Genomic DNA, 21,809 nt, shown 5'->3' on the forward strand with positions numbered 1-21,809 from the left:
GGGGAGCTGCGTGCCGAAGGTTGCAGACACGTGCTGTTGGAGTCGAAGTGGCGGACGGGGCTTAAGGCTGGGTCATCGGGATTGCGGGAAGGTACGAGCGATACCGGTCTGACGTGGCCGCTGCGTTCGTCGATGCTAGCGCCTGCCTGGAAGGCCCGGAATAGGTCGACCGGGAGCGGGCGGAGATCGCAAGGACGCGCATCAGGCGGGCTCATCATGGCGGCGTTGCGCACACGATAAGGAGCATCGATCATTTGGTGAATTCGAATTATTCAACCATATCGATAGCGTGCCACTATGGATAGCACGCCGGTGCCCGACCGGCGTGCCGCACGCCTATTGCATGGGGGTTGCAGGCCGTCATCCGCATCTGCAACAGAGGCGGCCGCCCGGTTGGCCTGCCGGCTCAGCGTTTGCCGAACAGGCTGCCGCCCAGCTTCATGACGTCGCCCAGGCCCAGCTGCCCGTCGCCGTCCTGGTCCAGCACGCTGGTCAGTAACCGGCCGGCGCCGGGATGGCTGCGCACCTGCTGATGTTCCTGTGCCAGCGCAGGCCCGAGCTGGCTGCTGGCTGTGGCATCGCCGCCCAGAAAGCGCTTGGCCAGATATGCCATCACGATCGGGGCAAGCAACTGCAACAGCTGACTGGCCTTGCTGGTCTCCAGCCCGGTGGCCTGGCCCAGGCCGGCAGCGGCCTGCGGCGCCTTGTCGCCGAACAGATGGCCGACGATGCCGGCACCGTTGCCCTGCGCACCGGTGGCCGAGCCGCCCAACAACGAGCCGAGCAAGCTGCCCAGGTCCGGGCTGGCAGCATGGTCGCGTTGCAGTGCGCCCAGCAACGCGTCGGTGCCACCGGCCTGCTGGCTATTGCGGCCCAGCGCACCCATCAGCAACGGCAGCGCGGCCTGCACTGCCGACTGCGCCTGCTCAGGCGCAATGCCCAGGCGGCCGGCGAGTTGCTGCAGCTGCGGGCCCTGCAATTGCGCGGCAAGTTGATCGGTCAACGAAGCGGACATGGTCATCGGAAGGTTTCCTGTCTGGCGAAGCGTTGCGGCAGGGTGCGCCCGTCGCGCCGACAGATCAATCCGGCGGCAAGCACACGCCGCGCGTTACGCACGGCGCGATGCAGGACATCGCAATCACGCAACCATGCCTCGACGGCTTCCAAATTCTGCTAACAAACCTCCGCAAAACAGCATCAAGCCGATCACCAATTCCCGCATGGCAAAGCATCCGCACGCGCAGCAAACGTCAGCCATGCAGCCCCGCTCCTACGAATCCCAAATCCCGACTCCCCAATCCCGGCACCTCAAAGCAACGCCTTCAACCGATACAGCGCCTCCAGCGCCTGCTTGGGAGTGAGCTCATCCGGGTCCAGCGCCTGCAAGGCTTCCTGTGCAGCGGAGGAGGGTGCGGTGAACAGCCCGAACTGTTGTGGCGCATCCAGCGCGGTGGGCGCCATCTGCGCGCTGTGGCTTTCGCCGCCGCGTTGTTCCAGTTCCACCAGCCGCCGCCGCGCCTGCGTCACTGCCGCCTTGGGCAGGCCGGCCAGCGCCGCCACCTGCAGGCCGAAACTGCGATTGGCCGGGCCATCTTTCACTGCGTGCATGAACACCAGGCGCTCGCCGTGTTCGACCGCATCCAGATGCACGTTGGCGATGCCGCTGGTGCCACCGGCATGCGATTCGTCGGCCAGCGCGGTGAGCTCGAAATAATGCGTGGCAAACAGCGTGTAGCAGCGGTTGGTCTGCGCCAGATGGCGCGCGACGGCATCGGCCAGTGCCAGGCCATCGTAGGTGGAGGTGCCGCGGCCGATCTCGTCCATCAGCACCAACGATTGCGGCGTGGCGTGATGCAGGATGTAGCTGGTTTCGGCCATTTCCACCATGAAGGTGGATTGCCCGCGCGCCAGGTCGTCGCCGGCGCCGATGCGGGTGAGGATGCGGTCGATCGGCCCGATCACCGCACGGCTGGCCGGCACATAGCTGCCGATATGCGCCAACAACACGATCAGCGCGTTCTGCCGCATGTAGGTCGATTTACCGCCCATGTTCGGGCCGGTGATTACCAGCATGCGGCGATCGCTGTGCAGGTCCAGATCGTTGGGCTCGAACGGTTGCTCGCGTACCGCCTCCACGACCGGGTGACGGCCGCGTTCGATGCGCAGGCACGGCGCATGATCGAGTTCCGGCTGCGACCAATCCAGCGCCTGCGCGCGTTCTGCAAAGCCGGCCAGGACATCCAGTTCGCTCAAGGCACCCGCGCAGCGCTTGAGACTTTCCAGCTCGGTGCCGAGTGCGTCGAGCAGACCTTCGTACAGCAGTTTTTCGCGCGATAGCGAACGCTCGCGCGCGGACAGCACCTTGTCTTCGAAACTCTTGAGTTCTTCGGTGATGTAGCGTTCGGCGTTGGTCAACGTCTGCCGGCGGCTGTAGTGCAACGGGGCTTTCTCGGCCTGGCCCTTGCTGATCTCGATGTAGTAGCCGTGCACGCGGTTGTAGCCGACCTTGAGCGTGGCGATGCCGCTGCTGGCGCGCTCGCGTTGTTCCAGGTCGATCAGGAATTGATCGGCATTGGTGGACAGGCGGCGCAACTCATCCAGCTCGGCGTCGTAGCCGGTGGCGATCACGCCACCGTCGTTGAGCTTGAGCGGCGGCGTCTCGGCCACTGCGCTGATCAACAGATGCGCGGTGGCATCGTGCTCGCCGAGTTCGGCATGCAGCGTCTGCAGGCGCGGCGAATCCAACGGTGCCAGGATCGTGCGCACCTTCGGCAACAGCGCCAGGCCATCGCGCAAGGTGGAAAAATCGCGCGGCCGCGCCGAGCGCAGCGCTACGCGGGTGAGGATGCGTTCCAGATCGCCGAGCGCACGGAAGGCTTCGCGCAGATCGGCATCGGCACCTGCATCGATCAGCGTGCCGACCGCATGGTGGCGCTGCACCAGCACATCGCGCAGGCGCAGCGGACGGTGCAGCCAGCGCCGGAGCAGACGCCCACCCATCGGCGTGACGGTGCTGTCCAGCACGCCGAGCAAGGTGTTGCGGGTGTCGCCATCCACACGCGTGTCCAGCTCCAGATGCCGGCGCGTGGCCGCGTTCATCGAGATGGCCTCGCTGGCCACTTCCATCGCGATCGAGGTCAGATGCGGCAGGCGCTGTTTCTGGGTTTCTTCGACATAGCCCAGCAGCGCGCCGGCGGCGGCCGTGGCGCAGGGTTTGTCGTCGATGCCGAAGCCGGACAGATCGTGCAGCTTGAAGAACGCCAGCAGCTGACGCCGGCCGCTGTCGGCATCGAACAACCACGGCGGCCGCCGCCGCACGCCAATGCGCCCGCGCAGGAAGTCCGGCCAGTTGTCTTCGTCGGGCACCAACAGCTCGGCCGGTTCCAGGCGCGCGATTTCCGCTTCCAGCGCATCGGCGCTGTCCACTTCGTTGACCAAGAAGCGCCCGCCGGCCAGATCGGCCCAGGCCAGGCCGTAGCCGTGTTTGCTGCGCGAAATCGCCATCAACAAGGTGTCACGACGCTCGTCCAGCAGCGCCTCGTCGGTGACCGTGCCTGGCGTGACGATCCGCACCACCTTGCGCTCGACCAGCCCCTTGGCCAGCGCCGGGTCGCCGATCTGCTCGCAGATCGCCACCGACTCGCCCAGTGCCACCAAGCGCGCCAGATAGCCTTCATACGCATGCACCGGCACCCCGGCCATGGGAATCGGCGCACCGCCGGAGCTACCGCGCTGGGTCAGGGTGATGTCGAGCAGCCGCGCGGCCTTGCGCGCGTCGTCGTAGAACAGCTCGTAGAAATCGCCCATGCGGAAGAACAGCAGCAGGTCGGGGTAATCCGATTTGGCTGCGAAGAATTGCTTCATCAGCGGCGTGTGCTCGGGAGTACACGTGCTGGGCTTGGAGGTGTCTTTGGCGTTGGAGCTTTGCAAGAAGGTCTTCCAGAATCGGGGCGAGTTGGCGCAAACACGATGGGGGGACACTGCGCGAGTGACGCTGCGATGGTGCCCGCCCTCTCGGCGCTGCGGCGGCCGTGGGGCCATCAGCCTGCGAGCCGTCAGTTTAGCCGAGTAGTGGCCAGATCCTGGACTCTCGTTGGCGGCCTGGCGCCCGCATCCCTGGGGCGCAAGGCGGTCTCGGTCGGTTCATCCGCGTGGCATTCAGAGCTGCTGCCTCCGGGCGCTGTACGGGCTTCCCTGTCGACGCGCCCCCGCGCTGCGAACATCGTTGGACGGCCCGTCGTTAAAGGAATGCGAGCCCGTCCTTGCTGCAGATCCGCTGGTGCGGACGCGATGACCAACCGTTGTCGCGACGCATGCAACTGCCGCCCGGCAGAAAAGGCGACGAGACCGCACGCGGAAGCTCCACGCCCGCGCGATGCGGCGCGTGCGAAGACAGGCGCAATGGCAATGCCCCGAGATGTGGGCGCCGGCGAAGGACTCGCTTGAGTGCCTTGACCCGACCGCCGCTGTGAACGGATACGGACGATGACGCAATCGCGTTCGACCTGACACGCTGCACGCGGCTGCATGTCATGGACAGGCACGGCCAGTGCGGCACGACGTCGGCGACATGGCTTATACGCCCGGTTGCTGCCAACTGATCGGACGCCCCGCAAGCGTGCCGCTTCACCGACGCCAGCGTGCGGCCACGCCGCGGCCGATGGGTAGCGAGATCCTACTGGCGGGCTGCGTGGCTATTGGGGGCCAAGGCGGTGACTTGCCGGGTCGCGATACCGATGCGTACACGCCCGCCGCATCGGTCAGGCAGCGGCGATGTCGCCGCTTGCGACGCCGTTTCGTAGCGTGCGTCTGGCTATTGCATGGAAAGACGGCGAAACCCTCGACGACTTCGTTAGTAGTAAACAGGCGTAACAGCTATCAGATCATCGTCGGAATGCGATTTGGTGACGCGCAGCGCTTGCTTCGCGATGGGAAAGGATTTTTGTAATGGCCTGTGTGATCGCGATCAATCGCGGATTGTGAAAAAACATGCTCCGTGCTGGATTCCGAAAAACTGGTTGCCTTTCCATGATTGAAATTCCGGGCGCAATTGTGCGGTTTCGATAATAAAAAACATCTGGCGTTTGTCGCGGCGTCACAAGACTCTTTTGCAGCAACTACGCATACCGGCGCGATCGATGGGCATAGATTTGCGCTCTGGGAATTGACTGATTTCTCAAAAGGCTTGTCGACCGAACGCGCGCGAGCTGCCGCTCTCCAATGCCATTGGTTCCAGGTTTTGCGTTCGGTTGCAGCGTGATGTACGGATGCCTGCATGCAGTGGTTCCATCCAATCAAGAGGCGCTAGTTCATGTTGAAAAAACTGCATCACGTCGGATACCGCTGCAGGGACGCCAGCGAGACCGTTGCGTTCTATACGCAGGTTATCGGCTTGAAGTTTGCCGCTGCCATGATCGATCACGTGCCATCGAGTGGGGCACGGCCGATCAACAACAATATTTTCTTCGAAATGGAAGACGGCAGTTACATCTGCTTCTTCGACATCCTGGGAAGCGACGATGCAATGGTGCCGGTTGCCGATGACTGGGCGCAGCATCTGGCGCTGGAGGTAAGCGATGAGACGCGTGCCGAACTGATCGCATCCAGGCTGCGCGCACACGGCACTCAGGTCGAGGGACCGGTGATCCATGAAGTGGCCGGTGACGATACCCATGCCGAGCTCGCGCGTTCCTGGTACTTCCAGGATCCCAACGGACATCGACTGGAACTGCTGGTCAAGCCGGCCATTGCCCAGACCGGCATCTGGAGCGACTTGCATAAAAATGCCTACGCCAATCTTGCCAGGTGGGAGCGTTTGAAGAGGAGCGCCGCAGCATGAGCGCCCTGCATTCACTCAGCGGCCAGCAGGCAGTTCCGAGCGCGCCGCGGTGCAAGTGACCGGAGCCGAGCGTGGCGCAATGAACTACTGGGACTACATCAAGGTGGAGCAACTATTGGCGCTGCAGGGCGGGCTGGGAGACGACGAGACGGCCGTCGGCAACGACGAGGCGCTGTTCATCGCAGTGCACCAGATCTACGAGTTGTGGTTCAAGCTCATCCTGCGTGAGCTCGGCTCGACACGCGACTTGCTGCAGGAACTGCAGCCGGACGACGAACGTATCGTCACCGCCGTTCGCTCGCTGGGCCGTGCAACGGCGGTGTTCGAGCAGGCCAATCTGCATTTCAAGCTGATGGAGACCATGACGGCGCGCGATTTCCTGGAGTTCCGCGGCCGTCTGGCGCCTGCCAGCGGCTTTCAGTCCGCTCAGCTGCGCGAGATCGAGGTGTTGCTGGGTCTGGAGGATTCCGACCGTCTTGCCACCGGGCAGGGCTACTCGTTCAAGGATGCCCTCAGGCTGCCCGATGGCGCCCTTTCGGCATCGGCGCGCCGTCTCGAAGCGCGGATCGCAGGTGGTCCCAGTCTCAAACAATGCCTGTACGCGTGGTTGGAACGTCTGCCGATCGCTGGATCGACCGATCCGGCGGTCGCCGAGCGGTTTGCGCAGCGCTATCTCGATGCCCTGCGTGCTGAAGGCCGCTGGCGCCTGAAGTTGGCGCAGGACAACGGGACGCCGCCGCAGGCCATCGATCAGCAACGCTCGCGATTGGCACTTGAAGACGCGCGTGCAGCGGCCTTCCTGCGTGCAGAGGAAGATCCGCCGGCACCGGCACACGTGCGTGCGCAACGCCGTGCGGTGCGCACGGCCATGATCTTCGTGGAAAGCTATCGCGAGCTGCCGCAGATGGCCTGGCCACGCGAGCTACTTGAAGGCGTGATCGCGCTGGAACAGGCCATGCTGATCTGGCGCCAGCGGCATGCGCGGATGGTGGAGCGCTTCATCGGTCACCGTGCAGGTACCGGTGGATCGCCCGGGGTCGCTTACCTGGACCAGACCGCGCTGCAGTATCGCGTGTTCTCCGACCTGTGGACCGTGCGTTCGCTGCTGTTGCGCAAGGACTGCCTACCGTCGCTGGATGCTGTCCGGCATGGCGAGGACGTCACCCAATGAGAGGCAAGCACATTGCCGTGCTGGGCGGCAGTATCGCGGGGTTGACGAGCGCGCTGGCGTTCGCGCGCAGTGGTGCCAGGGTGACATTGATCGAGCGGGACGCGGTTGATGCAGCGCTTCCTTCGGGTGCTGCCGGTGGTGGGTCGGTCGATCATGGGTGGCGCAAGGGGGTGCCGCATGCCAGACATACGCACGCGCTGGCCGCGCTCGGGCGGCGGACGCTACGAGAGCGTGCGCCGGACGTGTGGAGCGCATTGATCGCCGCAGGCGCCATCGAAATGCCCTTCGGTGCGCAGTTGCAGGGCCTTGCCGCCACACCGCGTTGCGACGATCCGGACCTGTTCGGGTTGTCGGTGCGTCGGGCCTTCGTCGAGACGGTGTTGCGGCCGATCGTGCTGGCCGAGCCAAACGTCACCGTGCTCGCGCAGACCGCGGTAAGCGGGCTGCTTGTTGGAGGGGAGGGGATTGCGATGGTGCACGGCGTGCAGACCGGCAACGGCGAGGTACGCGCGGATCTGACCATCGATGCGCTTGGCCGCGGGTCCGCGCTTTGCAAGTGGCTGCGCACGGCAGGTGCTGCACCCCCCTCGGAATCAGTTGAGAACTGCGGGCTTGCCTACTACACCCGCTGGTACCACCTGATCCGTCGGCCAACGGTTCGGCTTGACGCAGGGTTCTCCGCAGGCGGGTATGCCGCCACAAGCGGGTGCATCGTCTGTCCTGCGGACAATGGCTACGCGTCGATCACCCTGATGGTGCCGCAGGGCGACAAGGCGCTGCATGCGTTCGATGCGCCGGAGCTGTTCACCGCTGCGGCGCGGCAACACGTCGGCATCGCAGCGTGGCTGCAGCCTGGCGTCTGCGAGCCGGTATCGGACGTGCTGCGCTGGCCTGTCTGCGAGAACCGCTTCCGACACTTCATGGTCGATGGGCAGCCGGTGGTGCTGGGTGTGGTCGCCGTTGGCGATGCGTTGTGCACGACCAATCCCACTTATACCCGCGGCATGTCGTTGGCGATGCGTCATGCGTTCGCGCTTGCCGATCTAGTGCAGCAAGACGGCTTGGACGATCCGCATCGCTTCGCGGCGCAGGCCGATGCTCTCGTACAACAGTGGATTCGGCCATGGCACGACGACAGCGTCATGCAGGACCGTACGCGCAGCGCGCTGTGGGCCGGTACGCCATCCCCGCCGCCGCAGGGGCAGATCACGCTGCAGCACATCTCCGCCGCCGCGCGCCATGACGCAGTGGTCTGGCAGGCACTGGCGCGCCGGACAGGGATGCTGGACCCGCCCGATGCGATCTTTGCGCGGGCCGATGTGCTGGCGCGCGTGCGCGCATTGGGCGTGCAGCCCATGCCGCCATCGCAACCTGGCCGAGACGCACTGCTACAGCTCATCGACCGGCACCGCTCCGCCAACTGTGTCCACCCGCCTGCCTGATGACCGGGTCACCTGGAGTTCTTCATGCAACAAGCAACCTGGGGTCTGGACCGCAGTCCAAGCCCGTTTCGGAGCTACTTTGCGTTGGATCCCGACGTGCGCTGTCTCAATCACGGCATGTTGGGCGCCTGTCCTGTCATGGTCCTGCAACGGCAAGCCGAGCTGCGCGCGCGCATGGAACGTCAACCCGCGGCGTTTGTCCTGCGCGAACTTCCGCTGTTGCTGGACGAGGCTCGTCAGGCCCTGTGCGAGGTGATCGGCGCCGATCCCGAGGATCTGGCTCTTGTCCCCAATGTCACCACTGCGTTGAGCGCGGTGCTGCGCTCGCGTGTCTTCGTGCCGGGCGATGAGATCCTCACCACCGATCACGCCTATCTGTCCTGTGCCAATCTGCTGGATTTCATTGCGCGTTCCACCGGGGCGGTGGTGGTGGTGGCCAGGGTACAGGTGCCTGTCAGTCATCCCGATGAGATCCTCGATGCGGTGCTCGATCGCGTGACCACGCGGACACGCTTGGCGGTGCTGGACCATGTCAGCAGCCCGACCGCCATCGTGTTCCCGATCGCAGCATTGGTGCAGCGCCTGGACGCGATGGGGGTCGACACGCTGGTGGACGGTGCGCATGCACCGGGCATGCTGGCGCTGGATCTTCGCGCCATTGGGGCGGCCTACTACGCAGGGGATTGCCACAAATGGCTGTGCAGCCCGCGCGGCGCGGGTTTCCTGCATGTACGAAGCGATCGCCAGCAGGGCCTGCATCCGGCAGTGATCAGTCGCGGCTACGGCGATACGGCGACACGTAGGCCGCGTCTGCATCTCGAGTTCGACTGGCTGGGCACTTCGGATCCGACCGCGCTGCTTTGCATTCCCGCCGCGCTGCAGTTTCTGGCCGGCCTGCTGCCTGGCGGCTTGGACGCCCTGTACACACGCAACCATGCATTGGCCACCAGCGCAGCTGCGCGTCTTGCACAGTCGTTGCCGTTGATGCGCGTGGCCCCGGATACGATGGTGGGCAGCATGGTGGCGTTGCTGATGGAGTGCCAAGCTCCGACGATCACCGCCGCCCAACTGCAGGATCGGCTGTACGACGCCCACGCGATCGATGTCGCAGTAGCCGCCTGGGCAATGCCATCGGGGCAGTTGGTCCGGCTATCGGCGCAGGTCTACAACGCCCTGGACGACTATGCCCGGCTGGGGGAGGCATTGGCTCACTGCCTTGCGGCACCAAGCGATGCCCAGACGCAAGGAGTGCTGGCATGAGCATTCCCGGCTTCGAGAACAAGCATGTCGTGATCACCGGTGGCGCAGGCGGGATCGGTATCGAGCTGATCAAGGTCTTTGCGCATGCGGGGTGCAAGGTGACCTTTACCTACCGGCCGGGCGAAGACAGTCGCTTGCGCGCAGGCGCGCTGGTAGAGGCGATCGGTGCCGATCGGGTGGTTGCACGCGTTCTGGATGTTGGCGATCGCGACAGCCACGCACACTTCATGCAGGCCCTGCGCGAGCCTGTCGACATCGTCATCCATAATGCGGGCGTCGGCACCAAGACCGTGGAGCGCGCAGCGGCAAGCCACAAGGAACAGGACGAGGTGTTCTTCCGCGTCAATACGCTCGGGCCGTTGTGGTTGAGCGAAGATCTGATTCCCGGCATGCAGGCGCGCGGGCACGGGAAGATCCTGTTTATGAGTTCGGTGGATGGCGGCATCACACATTTCCCACGCTTCCGTGCCGCCGACGGCATGAGCAAGGCGGCGGTGGCGTTTCTGGGCCGGCAACTGGCTGCGACGTACGCGTGTACCGGCATCGATGTCTTTACCGTCTGTCCAGGCGCGACCGATACGCCGATGTTTCAGGCCAGTACCTTGAACGCGCTGTCGTCCGAGCAACGACGGGTGCTCGAAGCCTCGCTGCCGGGGGGACGGTTGATTCATCCACGCGAGATCGCCGATCTCTGCTTCTACCTCTGTCGCGAGGAGGCGCGCATCCTGCGTGGCGCCGTCATCGATGCATCGCTTGGCCTGGGTGTCTGCCCGGCCGTCATGGGATAAGGACCGCACGCATGCCTGTACCGTCGAACAGTTTTTGGGAGCAATGGCTCACCGCGCATCGTGCCAAGCCCGAGGCCTGCGTGACCTACTCGTTGTCGCCCCCGCCGCCGTTGCAGCCGTTCCTGTCGCAACTAGATCCAGCGTCGTCGCTGGACTGGACGGGTGAGGATTACCAAGGCTTGCCCAGCTTGCGCGAGCGGGTGCTTGAGCAGTACGGCTACCGTCCGAGCTGCGATGTGGACGATGTGCTGATCACCGCCGGTGCGCAGGAGGCCAACTATCTGGCGCTGACGCAACTGTTGCGTGCGGACGACGAATTCATCATCGACGCACCGGGCTGGCAGCAGCCACTCGTACTTGCCGAGCAGATCGGTGCGGTCGCCAAGCGGGTGCACCGGACGGAAGCATCTGGCTGGGAGCTGGACATCGCGCAGCTCGAATCGCTGGTGACGCAGAAGACCAAACTCATCTTCCTGTGCAACCCGAACAATCCCACCGGGCGGGTGGAAGATGCGCAGACGGTGCAACGCATCATTGCCGCCGCAGACCGGGTTGGTGCGTACATCTTGTCCGACGAGGTCTATCGTGGACTGGAGTGGACCGGGCAGGAGACCCCGCGTATCGCAACGCTGTACGCGCGCGGCATCAGTACCGGAAGCGTCTCCAAACTGCTTGGTTTGCAGGGCTTGCGTACCGGGTGGATGGTGACGCGCGACCGCGCGCTACTGAACGCGGCGATGGTGTTGCGCGAGAACACCAGCGAGATCATGAACGTGCTGGGCGAGCGCATTGCCGAGATTGCGCTACGACCGGAATACTTCGGGCCGGCGGTGACGCACTCGCGTGCTGTCGGGCAAGAACGAATCGCGTTGCTGGATCGTTTTGTCTCCGGGCAGCCTGCGTTGACATGGACGCCGCCGCAAGCCGGGCTGCTGGGACTTGCACGCTTGCATTTGCCGATCGGTGCCGATGATTTCAGCAGGCAACTGCTGGCGCCGCCATACAACACGTTCGTGATGTCCGGTGGTGCGTATGCCTGTCCGCAGCATATGCGTCTTGGAGCGGGCGGGGTGTCGCTGCCGGAACTGGAGCTGGGGCTTGCGCGGATGGCGCAGTTATTGGCGGCGATCAGGCAGGACCGGCAGTAGCCCGGCTACGGCGGCGTTCGCGTCTGGCCTGTCAGCGCGCATCAGCGAACGGGTTTTTGATACGCCATGACGTGTTCGGTGCCTGTCGTCCGTTCGACAGTGCGGGCTATGGCGGCTCAGTCCGATTTGGACGACATAACCCATGACACAGCCTGCTGCATGTTCCCGGCCTGCCTGGCGCGGAGATGCCAGTCCGGCTGCTTGCGCAGCCGGCCGTCAGTCGATGCTTGTGTGGTTGGGAAGTGCAACTGGGCGTCGCGGTGAAGCTGTCAGGTGAGTGTGGAGGGAGGAGAATCGCAAAAAATCCCGCACTGGCAAGGCCAGCCCGACGAATGGCAACGCCTCTGGTCGCGCGCTTAGAAATCCTGCCAGTCGGTAGTGTTGCCTGCGACACTCCCTATTGCCGCCTGCCTGGCCGGACGCTTGGCCGCTACTGTGGCGACGTCGTGCTTGGCGGTGGCGACTGGCTTGCGCTTGGGCTGCAGCACGGCGGGCGCAATCGGGCGTATGGCGGCCGGCCGCTCGGCTTGGATCTTGAAGATCGACACCGCCTGGGTGAGTTCGCCGGCCTGTTCTTCCATCGAACGTGCGGCAGCAGTGGCTTCTTCCACCAGCGCGGCGTTTTGCTGGGTGGTTTCGTCCATCTGGGTGACGGTGAGGTTGACCTGTTCGATGCCCGCCGACTGTTCCTGCGAGGCAGCAGAGATCTCGCCCATGATGTCGGTGACGCGCTGCACGCTGGCAACGATTTCCGCCATGGTGGTGCCGGCGGTGTGCACCAGGGTGGAACCTTCTGCCACCCGCTGTACCGAATCGTCGATCAGGCTCTTGATCTCCTTGGCGGCCGCGGTGGAGCGCTGCGCCAGCGTGCGCACTTCGCTGGCCACCACGGCAAAGCCGCGGCCCTGTTCGCCGGCGCGCGCCGCTTCCACCGCGGCGTTAAGCGCCAGGATGTTGGTCTGGAACGAGATACCGTCGATGACGCTGATGATGTCGGCGATCTTCCTAGACGAGGCCTCGATGCCGCTCATGGTCCCGACGACCTTGCTGACGACGTCGCCACCTTGCGAGGCGACGCTGGCAGCGCCGATCGCCAGTTGATTGGCTTGGCGGGCGTGCTCGGCATTCTGGCGCACGGTGGAAGTGAGTTCTTCCATCGACGCTGCGGTTTCTTCCAGATTGGCAGCCTGCTGTTCGGTGCGCTGCGACAGATCCTGGTTGCCGGCGGCGATTTCACTGGCGGCCGCGTTGATCGACACCGCCGAGTGCTGGATGCGCCCGACGATTTCGGCCAGCTGCGTGGCGGTGGCATTGGCATCGTCGCGCATCTGCGCGAACACGCCCTTGAAGTCGCCGCTCATGCGTGCGGTCAGGTCGCCTGCAGCGATGGATCGCAGCAGCGAGGATAGCGATTGCAGGTTGCCGTCTGCGGTGGACATCAACTGGTTGAGGCTGTCGACCATGATGTGGAAGTCGTACTGGAAGCGGCCGGCATCGCCACGCGCGCTGAAGTCGCCATTGGCGGCGGACTGCGCAAGTTGCTTGATTTCCGCGTTCATCGCCGACAGGTTGGCCTTGACCTCGTTCATGGTCTGCGTAAGCACGGCTTTTTCGCCGGGCAATGCGTACATGCTCACGCTCAGGTCGCCAATGGCATAGCGCCCCATGATGCGGGCGAGCGTGGTCTGCACCTCAAGATGCGAGGCAACCAGCGCGTTGGTGTCCTGTGCCATGCGGCCGTACTCGCCGGGGAACGCATCGGCGTCGATTCGGAAGCTGATCTGTCCCTGGTCATGGCGCTTGGCCATGTCGGTCTGCGCGTGCAGCAACGACTGCAACTGCGTCTGCATGCCGCTCATGGCACGTAGCAGGCGACCGGTTTCATCTTGCGCGTCGGACTGCACCTGGTTGTCCAGTTGGCCCTTGGCAATGGCTTCGGCGGCCTTGGTGGCGCGGGCGAGCGGGTGGGTGAGGCTGCGGGTGATCAGCCAGGCAAGCAGGGCGCTGACGGTGACCACGGCGACGCCGCCGAGAAACAACAGCCACTTGGCGCGGGTCAGGGACTGCACAGCGTCGGCGTAAGCTTGCTGGCTCTGTTCTTCCTGCCGGCTGACCAGCTGGCGGATCTTGTCCTGCCATGCGGCATTGGCCTGACGCCCCGTTTCGTTGAGCAGTGCCTGCGCGGCTGCGTTTTCATCTTTGGCCGCCAGTGCCATGACCTGATCATTGATCTTTCCGGAAATCAGGCGCTGCGCATCCATTTCCTTGCGGATCTTGCGGCCTTCTTCCGAGGTGGGCAGCGTATCGAGCTTTTCGCGCAGTTCCTTGTAGCGCTGGCGTTGCGCCTTGATCGCTTCCAACGCCTGTGCGTTGAGCGTTTCGCTGGTGGCCATGGCGTAAGTGCCCAAGGCGATCATGATCGACGAGTTGGCGTCCAGCATCCCGTTGCCCATCTGGATTTTGGCCATACGATCGAGCACGATGAAATCCAGCTGCTTCCTGGCGCTGGCCATCGAGCTGAGCCCGGTCGCGACCAGCAAGCCCGAGAGCACGATCAGCAGGCCGAAGGCGGCGCCGAGACGGCGACCGACGGAATAACGTTGAAGTAAGGCGGTCATGCAGCAGTCCCGGAATGAAGTTGATGGGCGCCGTCCGGTCAGCTGTGTGAAGAATGCATGAAGGTGGGCAGCATCGGGATAACGACAGGAAATCGTCAAACTTGACTCCCCGCGGTACCGCTCGGATTAGGCCCGAGTTGCAACGTCGACGTTCAGACCCCAGCGCCGGCAAGCGCTGCATGACGAGTCAAACCATGGCAGCGGCCGCTTTCTGTGCCGTCATTGCTGACCTCTGCTGTCCATCCCGTTGCGGTTGTCGGGTCTGCTGCGTGCAACCTTCCCGTGCGACAGCCGCGCATGGAGGACTGCAATCAGGAATGGGCGTGCTGCCGTCGACGCGCCGGGCGATCTGCTGGCCGCGCTGCGCCAGGCGCGCTGCTGAAGCCGACGCTGAGTTCGCATCTAGTTCCACTCGTCTCTCGGAACGCCTGATACGAACCGTCTTCCTGGATCGTCGTCCTTACACAGAACAAGGCTGTCGCCGCGGTGGAACGACCGGCGGATGAGGGCATCCTGGAACACCCAAGGCATGCGAAGCCACGTCTCGCGCCACTGTGCCAGGTAGATTTGCGATAGGCGTGCCATCGCGTGTCTTGTTGTCCTGATACATGTCAGCACCAGACGCGGCGCGGCGAAATCTCCGAATGACTGCCGGTTTGCCCGAACGATGGAAATTCAGCATCACCGCTCAGGGTTCTTTGCTGGAACTGGAGCCGATTCGGGCGCTCTCAGCGATATGACGCGAGAGCTGGCAAGGCGCCGTGGGGCGAACCATTCGCCGTCGACCATGAACGCTTGTCGCATGCTTCCACGTTCTTCGACGCCAGCCGGGACGGCGCCAGTGCGCGTGCGGTGCTTGCATCACCATCCGTTGCTCCGGGGTAGGACGCTTCGCCGTTGGAAAAGCTAAGATCGAAACTTGTGCAAAGTCGGAAGTCGCCAATGATCGATCGTCGTACCTTTCTTGCCACGGGTGTGGTGGCCGCTGCCGCCAGCTTCGGCGCGTCGGCAGCGCGCATCGCGCAGACGCCGCGTGCCAGCGGGCCGGCGCCGTGGGGTGCGGTGCCCAGCCCGCGCCAGCTGCGCTGGCATCGGTGGGAGCAATATGCCTTCGTGCATTTTGCGATGAACACCTTCACCGACAAGGAATGGGGCTACGGCGACGAGGATCCGCGCAAATTCGATCCCAGCGATTTTTCAGCCGACCAGATCGTCGCTGCTGCGAAGGCCGGCAATCTGAAAGGGCTTATTTTCACTGCCAAGCATCACGATGGATTCTGTCTTTGGCCGACACGCCTGACCGAGCATTGCATCCGCAATTCGCCCTACAAAGACGGCAAGGGTGACATCGTCGGCGAGATGGCCGCGGCGTGTCGACGCGCCGGCCTGGCCTTCGGCATCTATCTGTCCCCCTGGGATCGCAACCACGCCGAATATGGCCGCCCTGGCTATCTGGACTATTTCCGCAAGCAGATCGTCGAACTCTGCACAGGCTACGGGGATCTGTTCGAGTTCTGGTTCGACGGCGCCAATGGCGGCGATGGTTATTACGGTGGGGCGCGCGAAACGCGCAAGATCGATGCGCCTGCGTACTACAACTGGCCGCGGATGATCGAGCTGGTGCATCGGCATCAGCCGATGGCATGCACCTTCGATCCGCTTGGCGCCGATATCCGGTGGGGCGGCAACGAAGATGGCATCGCCGGCGATCCGTCCTGGCCGACCATGCCCAATGCGCCGTACACCCAGGAAAACGGCAATTCCGGCGTGCGCGGAGGGGCGTTGTGGTGGCCGGCCGAAACCAATACGTCGATCCGTCCGGGCTGGTTCTATCACGCCGACGAAGACGGCAAGGTGCGGAGCCCGGAGAATCTGGTGCGCTATTTCGACACCTCGGTGGCGCGCGGTACCAACATGAACCTGAATCTGCCGCCCGACCGGCGCGGCCGCATCCCCGACCACGACGTGACGGTGCTGCAGAGTTTCGGCGACGCGATCCGCGCCAGCTTTGCCATCGACCTGGCCAAGGGCGCCAAGGCCAGCGCCAGCGCCTCGCGCGGTGCCGGGTTCGAGCCGGCGCGCGTACTCGATCGCCAGCCGGACAGCTACTGGTCCACGCCGGACGAGGTCACCACGCCGACGCTGACGCTGGAACTGTCGAGCGCGCACAGCTTCGACCTGATCCGGTTGCGGGAGTATCTGCCGCTGGGCGTGCGCGTCACCCGCTTCGCGGTCGAAGCCGAGGTCGATGGGCAGTGGCGGCGGCTGGCCGAGGCGCAGTGCATCGGTGCACAGCGGATCGTGCGTCTGGAGCGCCCGATCGCCGCACGCCGGGTGCGCCTGGTCGTGCTCGAGGCGCCGGTCTGCCCGGCGATCAGCGAATTTGCCCTGTTCCGCGCCGTTGCGCCGGTGCCGGTCGCACGTCCGATGGCGACAGCGCCGGATGTGCTGTCCACCGCCGGCTGGCGCATCGTCGAGGCGAGCGCGCCAGGGGCGGAGACGTTGCTCGACGACGATGCCAGCACGATCTGGATCACGCCCGCACCGACGCCGGGCCATCCCGTGCAGGTAACCATCGACCTCGGCGGCTCGCGTCAGGTTGCCGGGTTCAGCCTCACGCCCTCGCGCGCAGTGATGACCGGTGCGGCGCCGCCGAAGGGCTATCGCGCAGAAACCAGCGAAGATGGCCAGCACTGGCAGCCGGCCGGCGCGGGCGAGCTCTCCAACATCGCCTATGCGCTCTCGACCCAGCGGCTGAATTTCCCCGAAGTCCGCCAGATCCGCTATCTGCGGCTGTCGTTCGCGGAGACGGCCGTGCCCGCCGAGCGGCTGGCGATCGCAGGGATCGGCGCGTTCTCACGCTTGCGATGAGAGCCTGCACTCCCGCGCGGCCGTGCGTCGCGTGGGAGGGGATTGCTGGGTGGCGACAGTTTCGTGCGTCGAAATACGTCAAGCGAAGCGATGGAGAGGGCGCTGGCCGCAGTCGCACCACGCGGTGATCTGAATCTTCAACCTGCCTTGCACGCCGCCGTTCCAGATCAGGCGCTATGGTGCGCGGCGCATGACGCAAGCGAGTTGGCTGGATATGGAACAGAAACAACACGAGTGGATGCAGGCCGTGACCGAGGCGCTCAGCGATCTGCTGGCCGCGCGCGTGGCCCAGGCCACGCTGCTGGAGGCGATGCTGGTCTCGCATCCGGATCCGGTCATGCTCAGGAAGGCGTGGGATGAACTGTCGTCCCAGCGCATCGCCTATGTGGCGCAGAAGAAGGCCCTGGCCGACGACCCGCGTCCGATGGATGCCCAGACCTTGGAGCAATTTCGCGCGTGGGAAGAAAAACTCAACCGCTATTTTCCGCGCGACCCGGCTGCCGGAAGTGCACAGACCTGAGGTTGCCGGTATCACGCGAACGGTCGCGAGCTGACCGGTCAGCACTGCCGACGATGTTCTGGCAGCGGCCAACGCCCGCATGCGATCTTCTACCTGGGATCACCTGCTCGGCCATCCCCGTCAGCACACATGCCGATGGCTGGCCTTCGACTCGCGTATGGCATCGCGACGCTACCGAGGCCACCACTGGCCCAGGTAACGCAGCACGTTCCGTTGTCGTGCGCAGCGACTGCGTTTCAAGCCACCGACGCGCGCGCTCGGGTGGGCTCGGCAGGCAGGCGCAACGTGGATGCGGTCAGGCCAGGCGCGGTGGCCTGCAGCACGATGTCGCCGCTGCTGCGCGTGGTTTGCAGCAGCGCCGCACACAGGCCGTTGAATGCCTTGCGCCGCGGCGCCTTGTCGTCTTCGTGGCTGCTGGGATCGCCATTGCCGACCCCAATCAGCCGTGCAGGTCCGCGCAGCGCGAACTGCACCAGGTTGTCGGCAGTCGGTACCAGGCGGCCTTGTGCGTCGACGATTTCCACCTTGACCACTGCGACGTCTTCGGCATCGGCACGTAGCGTGTTGCGATCGCAGCTCAAGCGAATCGCCGCCGGCTTGCCCGTGGTTTGGCGACGCTCGCTCAGCACCAGCTTGCCGCCGCGATAGCCGCGCGCTTCGATCATGCCGGGCGCATAGACCACACGCCATTCGACATGGCCGTAGGCCGGCACCTGCTGCATGCCCTGGCTGACGCCGTTGACCAGCAGTTCCACCGCCTCGAGATTGCTATGGCACCAGACCGCGATGCGGCCGTTGTCGTCGGGCTGCAGCAAGCCGTCCCAGTTCCAGTGCGGGAACAGATGCAGTACCGGTTCACTGGTCCACTGCGCGCGGTAGTACCAGTAGTTGTCTTTCGGAAAACCGCAGCTATCGAGTACGCCGAATTGCGAAGCCACATTCGGCCAGCGGTTGTAGGGCGTGGGCTCGCCGCGATAGTCGAAGCCGGTCCAGATGAAGCCGCCGGCAATGTATGGGCGTTGCGCGACATAGCTCCACCAGGCTTCGGCGGTGCTGGCCCACCAGGGGTGGTCCAGGTCGTAGGCACGGGTATAGCCGCGTTGGTCGTCGCGCTGATAGTTGCCGCGCACTGACACGGTGCTGCCGGTTTCGCTGCCGTAGATCGGGATGTGGGGATATTGCGCGTGGAAGCCATCCATCTGGCTGGTGCGGTAGTTGAAGCCGACCACATCCACCACCTGGCCCACGCCATCACCGAAGCCCTTGTCCATCGCGAAGGTGGTGGGGCGGGTGGGGTCGAGCTGGCGCACGCGTTGTTGCATGCGGGTCACGATGCGTGCACCGCGCTCGGTCACTTGCTGCGGCTCTTCGTTGCCGAGCGACCACAGGATGACGCTGGGATGATTGCGGCCACGCCGCACCATCGTTTCCAGTTCGCCCATCGCTTCGGGGTCGGTCGACATGCGGCGGGTTTCTTCGATCACCAACATGCCGAGGCGGTCGCACAGCGCGAGCAATTCCGGCGTGGCCGGATTATGCGAGCTGCGATACGCGTTGCAGCCCATCGACTTGAGCTGGCGCAGGCGCCAGGCGTGCAAGGCGTCCGGAATGGCGGTGCCGACACCGGCATGATCCTGGTGATTGTTGGTGCCATGCAGCTTGAGCGGTGCGCCGTTCAACAGGAAACCGCGTTGCGCATCGAAGGCGATGCTGCGCACGCCGAACGGCGTCACCAGCGCATCGAGCGCGGTGCCGTCGCTGTGCACGCTGGTGGTCAGGCTGTAGAGCTGCGGGGTGTCGATCGACCACAGCGCCGCCTGCCCGAGCGGCAGGGTCTGTTCGACCACCTGCACCTGGCCGGGCGCGACCGTGATCGCTGCGCTGGCCGCCTGCGCCACGGTGCGTCCATCCGGTGCGGCAATGCGCGCCTGCACCACGCACTGGCGTGGCGCGGTGCCGTCGTTGCGCACTTCGGTGGAGAGCTGCGCAGTGGCGTTGCCGCCCTGCACGCTGCCGCGTACGAACACACCGTCTTGCGGAATGTGGAGGGGGTCGGTCTTCTGTAGCCACACATGCCGGTAGATGCCGGCGCCTTCGTAAAACCAGCCTTCGCCCAGCGTGGCATCCACGCGGATGGCGATGATGTTGGGCTTGCCGTAGTCGAGCACTTCGCTGAGGTCGACCTCGAAGCCGCAGTAGCCGCTCGCGTGACGGCCGACGATGTGGCCATTGCAGAACACGATGCACTCACGGAACACGCCATCCAACACCAGGCTGATGCGCTTGCCCAGATCGCTTGCCGGAATCTGCAGCGTGCGCCGGTACCAGCCCACGCTGTTCTCCGGGAAACTCGTGCCCAGCGGCTTGTAGCCGTGTGCAGCGGCCGGGTCTTCCTCGGTCATGAAGGCCGAGATCGGCTCCTGCCGAAATGGCAAACCGACGGCCCAGTCGTGCGGCAAGTCCACCTGCTGCCAGGCGCTGTCGTCGAATGCCAGTTGCGCGGCGGTCGCGGTGTCCTTGCCGGCCTTGGCGAAGGTGCGTTGGAAGGTGCCGAATTCGAAATCGCGCGGTGCATCGCTGGCATGGCCCAGGTGGAAGCGCCAATCGAAGTCGAACAACAGACGCTCCCGCGGCGCCAGTGCTGCATCGCCTAATGCCGCTGTCGATACGGTGTTTTTGGCCGCAGGTGCAGCCGTCGCGCCAGGCGATGCCAAAGTGCCGGCTGCGCCCATCGGCAGTGCGGCGCTTACCCCACTGGCCAGCATGCCGCGCAGCAACTCGCGTCGATTGATACCACTCATGGCTGCGTCCTTTTGCCGGCATCTACCGAACTCTCTGGCGCGCTCGCATCATGCTTGCCCGCGTCGGATGTACGCGATGCAGGCACACCGGTATACGGGTGGCGCATGAAGTCGATCGCCGGCAACACCTCGTTGCCGTGCTTGAAGTCGAAGAAGCTGGCGTTTTCCCACGACGAGCCGGTGCCCCAACGCGTTTTGCAATGGCTACTGGTCCATGCCGGCTCCCAATACACCACGCCGGCGCCGCCGGTATCGATGACCAGTTGGGTGAGGTCCACCATGTAGCGCGCCTGGCCTTGCGGCGTGGCCGGGTAGCCGGCAATCAGCGAATCCTCGCCGAGCAGATTGTGCGAGGTGTCGCCGGAGTCCAGCGTCCACGGGTACGCGGTTTCCACTACCACCACATCGGCATCGTAGCGCCCGCGCAAACGCCTGATGGTCTTGCCCAGCTCGGCCATCGATTGCGTGGACCATTTACGGTAGTAGCTGATGCCGATCAGATCGAAATCGGTGACGCCGGCCTTGGTGGCGTCGGCGAACCACGGCTCCACATTTTCCGGCTGGGCGATATGCAGCATCACCCGCGGTTTGATCGCCGAGCGTACGCTCATGTCGCGCACCGCCTTGATGCCGGCGTTGAACAGCTTGGCATTGCGCTGCCAGTTGATGGGGCGTTTTTTGTCCCAGGGCGTGCTGTCCATCAGGTCGGAATTGCTTTCGTTGCCCACTTGCACGAGCTCGGGCATCAGACCGGCACGGTCGAGCGCGCTGAGCGTGTCATAGGTGAAGCCGTACAGCGTGCGTGCCAGTTCATCGGTGTCGGTGATGCTGGCCCAGGCCTTGGGGATCAATTGCTTTTCGCCGTCGGCCCAATCGTCGGAGTAGTGCAGATCCAGCAGCACCTGCATGCCTTGCGCGCGTGCACGTGCAATGGTCTTCTTGACGTCCGCCAGGTCGCTGTAGCGGGTCCAGCGCGCATCGTTCCACAAGCGTACGCGCACCAGATTGGCCCCGTGCGCATGGAACAGTTCGAACGGATCTTTGACCACGCCGTTCTCGCGGTATTGCACACCGCATTCTTCCATCTCGTTGACGTAGGACAGGTCCGCGCCGAGATACAACGTGGCCGGAGCCGGGGCGGCGTGTGCGAAGGTGGAAATGGCCAGCGCCAGGAGCGCGGGTGTCCAGAGACGGCGTGGTGAGCGCATGCAATTCCTCGACAGAGACAACGTGGAGCGGGTGACAGCATGCCGCAGGCGGCCGTGCTGCTGCACGGCCGCTGTGCAGAGTCCAAACGTGGCTTGCAGATTGGATTCCACCTAGTAGCTGCGGTGTTATGCAGGTGCAATCA

13 protein-coding genes are annotated in these 21,809 nt (G+C 64.5%); 8 read left to right on the forward strand and 5 right to left on the reverse strand.

Annotation, left to right across the window (positions count from 1 at the left end; genetic code table 11):
• Nucleotides 1-406: 406 nt before the first annotated feature.
• Both J7396_RS02615 and mutS read right to left on the reverse strand, forming a co-directional pair.
• Nucleotides 407-1,021: a DUF937 domain-containing protein gene (locus J7396_RS02615; RefSeq protein WP_008571130.1), complete on the reverse strand. Its 615-nt coding sequence runs from the start codon at nt 1,019-1,021 to the stop codon at nt 407-409.
• Nucleotides 1,022-1,308: 287 nt separating this feature from the next.
• Nucleotides 1,309-3,864, reverse strand: a complete 2,556-nt coding sequence (gene mutS / locus J7396_RS02620) for a DNA mismatch repair protein MutS (RefSeq protein ID WP_343237460.1) — start codon at nt 3,862-3,864, stop codon at nt 1,309-1,311.
• Nucleotides 3,865-5,311: 1,447 nt separating this feature from the next.
• Here mutS and J7396_RS02625 point away from each other — a divergent pair.
• Genes J7396_RS02625 through J7396_RS02650 form a run of 6 tightly spaced genes read left to right on the forward strand, consistent with a single transcriptional unit; the run spans nt 5,312 to nt 11,648 of the window.
• Nucleotides 5,312-5,839, forward strand: a complete 528-nt coding sequence (locus tag J7396_RS02625; protein WP_209260913.1) for a VOC family protein — start codon at nt 5,312-5,314, stop codon at nt 5,837-5,839.
• Nucleotides 5,840-5,894: 55 nt separating this feature from the next.
• Nucleotides 5,895-7,010: a tryptophan 2,3-dioxygenase family protein gene (locus J7396_RS02630; protein ID WP_267884272.1), complete on the forward strand. Its 1,116-nt coding sequence runs from the start codon at nt 5,895-5,897 to the stop codon at nt 7,008-7,010.
• A complete protein-coding gene (locus J7396_RS02635; RefSeq protein ID WP_014089670.1) occupies nt 7,007-8,452 on the forward strand; it encodes an FAD-dependent oxidoreductase in 1,446 nt (481 codons plus the stop codon). The genes J7396_RS02630 and J7396_RS02635 overlap by 4 nt, the downstream gene beginning before the upstream one ends.
• A gap of 24 nt (nt 8,453-8,476) precedes the next feature.
• Nucleotides 8,477-9,712: an aminotransferase class V-fold PLP-dependent enzyme gene (locus J7396_RS02640; protein ID WP_014089671.1), complete on the forward strand. Its 1,236-nt coding sequence runs from the start codon at nt 8,477-8,479 to the stop codon at nt 9,710-9,712.
• Nucleotides 9,709-10,500, forward strand: coding sequence for an SDR family oxidoreductase (locus J7396_RS02645; protein WP_014089672.1), 792 nt, complete (start codon nt 9,709-9,711; stop codon nt 10,498-10,500). The genes J7396_RS02640 and J7396_RS02645 overlap by 4 nt, the downstream gene beginning before the upstream one ends.
• A gap of 11 nt (nt 10,501-10,511) precedes the next feature.
• Entirely contained in the window at nt 10,512-11,648 is a 1,137-nt protein-coding gene (locus tag J7396_RS02650; RefSeq protein ID WP_008571138.1) for a pyridoxal phosphate-dependent aminotransferase, read from the forward strand.
• A 356-nt stretch (nt 11,649-12,004) separates the two neighbouring features.
• Here the strand turns inward: J7396_RS02650 and J7396_RS02655 are convergent, their stop codons facing one another.
• On the reverse strand, nt 12,005-14,266 hold the full coding sequence (locus J7396_RS02655; protein WP_209260914.1) for a methyl-accepting chemotaxis protein: 2,262 nt from the start codon (nt 14,264-14,266) through the stop codon (nt 12,005-12,007).
• A 942-nt stretch (nt 14,267-15,208) separates the two neighbouring features.
• Between J7396_RS02655 and J7396_RS02660 the strand changes: the two genes are divergently transcribed.
• The gene (locus J7396_RS02660; protein ID WP_209260915.1) at nt 15,209-17,137 is read left to right on the forward strand and encodes an alpha-L-fucosidase; all 1,929 of its coding nucleotides are present in this window, start codon (nt 15,209-15,211) and stop codon (nt 17,135-17,137) included.
• 166 nt (nt 17,138-17,303) lie between these two features.
• Nucleotides 17,304-17,657 (forward strand): hypothetical protein, encoded by a 354-nt coding sequence (locus J7396_RS02665; protein WP_031421772.1) that lies wholly within the window; start codon nt 17,304-17,306, stop codon nt 17,655-17,657.
• Nucleotides 17,658-17,893: 236 nt separating this feature from the next.
• Here the strand turns inward: J7396_RS02665 and galA are convergent, their stop codons facing one another.
• Nucleotides 17,894-20,458 carry a beta-galactosidase GalA gene (gene galA / locus J7396_RS02670; RefSeq protein ID WP_209260916.1) on the reverse strand — a complete coding sequence of 855 codons (2,565 nt, stop codon included), beginning with the start codon at nt 20,456-20,458 and terminating at the stop codon, nt 17,894-17,896.
• Entirely contained in the window at nt 20,455-21,666 is a 1,212-nt protein-coding gene (locus J7396_RS02675; RefSeq protein WP_122273149.1) for an arabinogalactan endo-1,4-beta-galactosidase, read from the reverse strand. Before J7396_RS02675 ends, galA begins: the two co-directional genes overlap by 4 nt.
• Between the last annotated feature and the right edge of the window lie 143 nt (nt 21,667-21,809).

This window comes from Xanthomonas sp. A1809, from assembly GCF_017746015.1.
GTDB lineage: Bacteria > Pseudomonadota > Gammaproteobacteria > Xanthomonadales > Xanthomonadaceae > Xanthomonas > Xanthomonas euvesicatoria.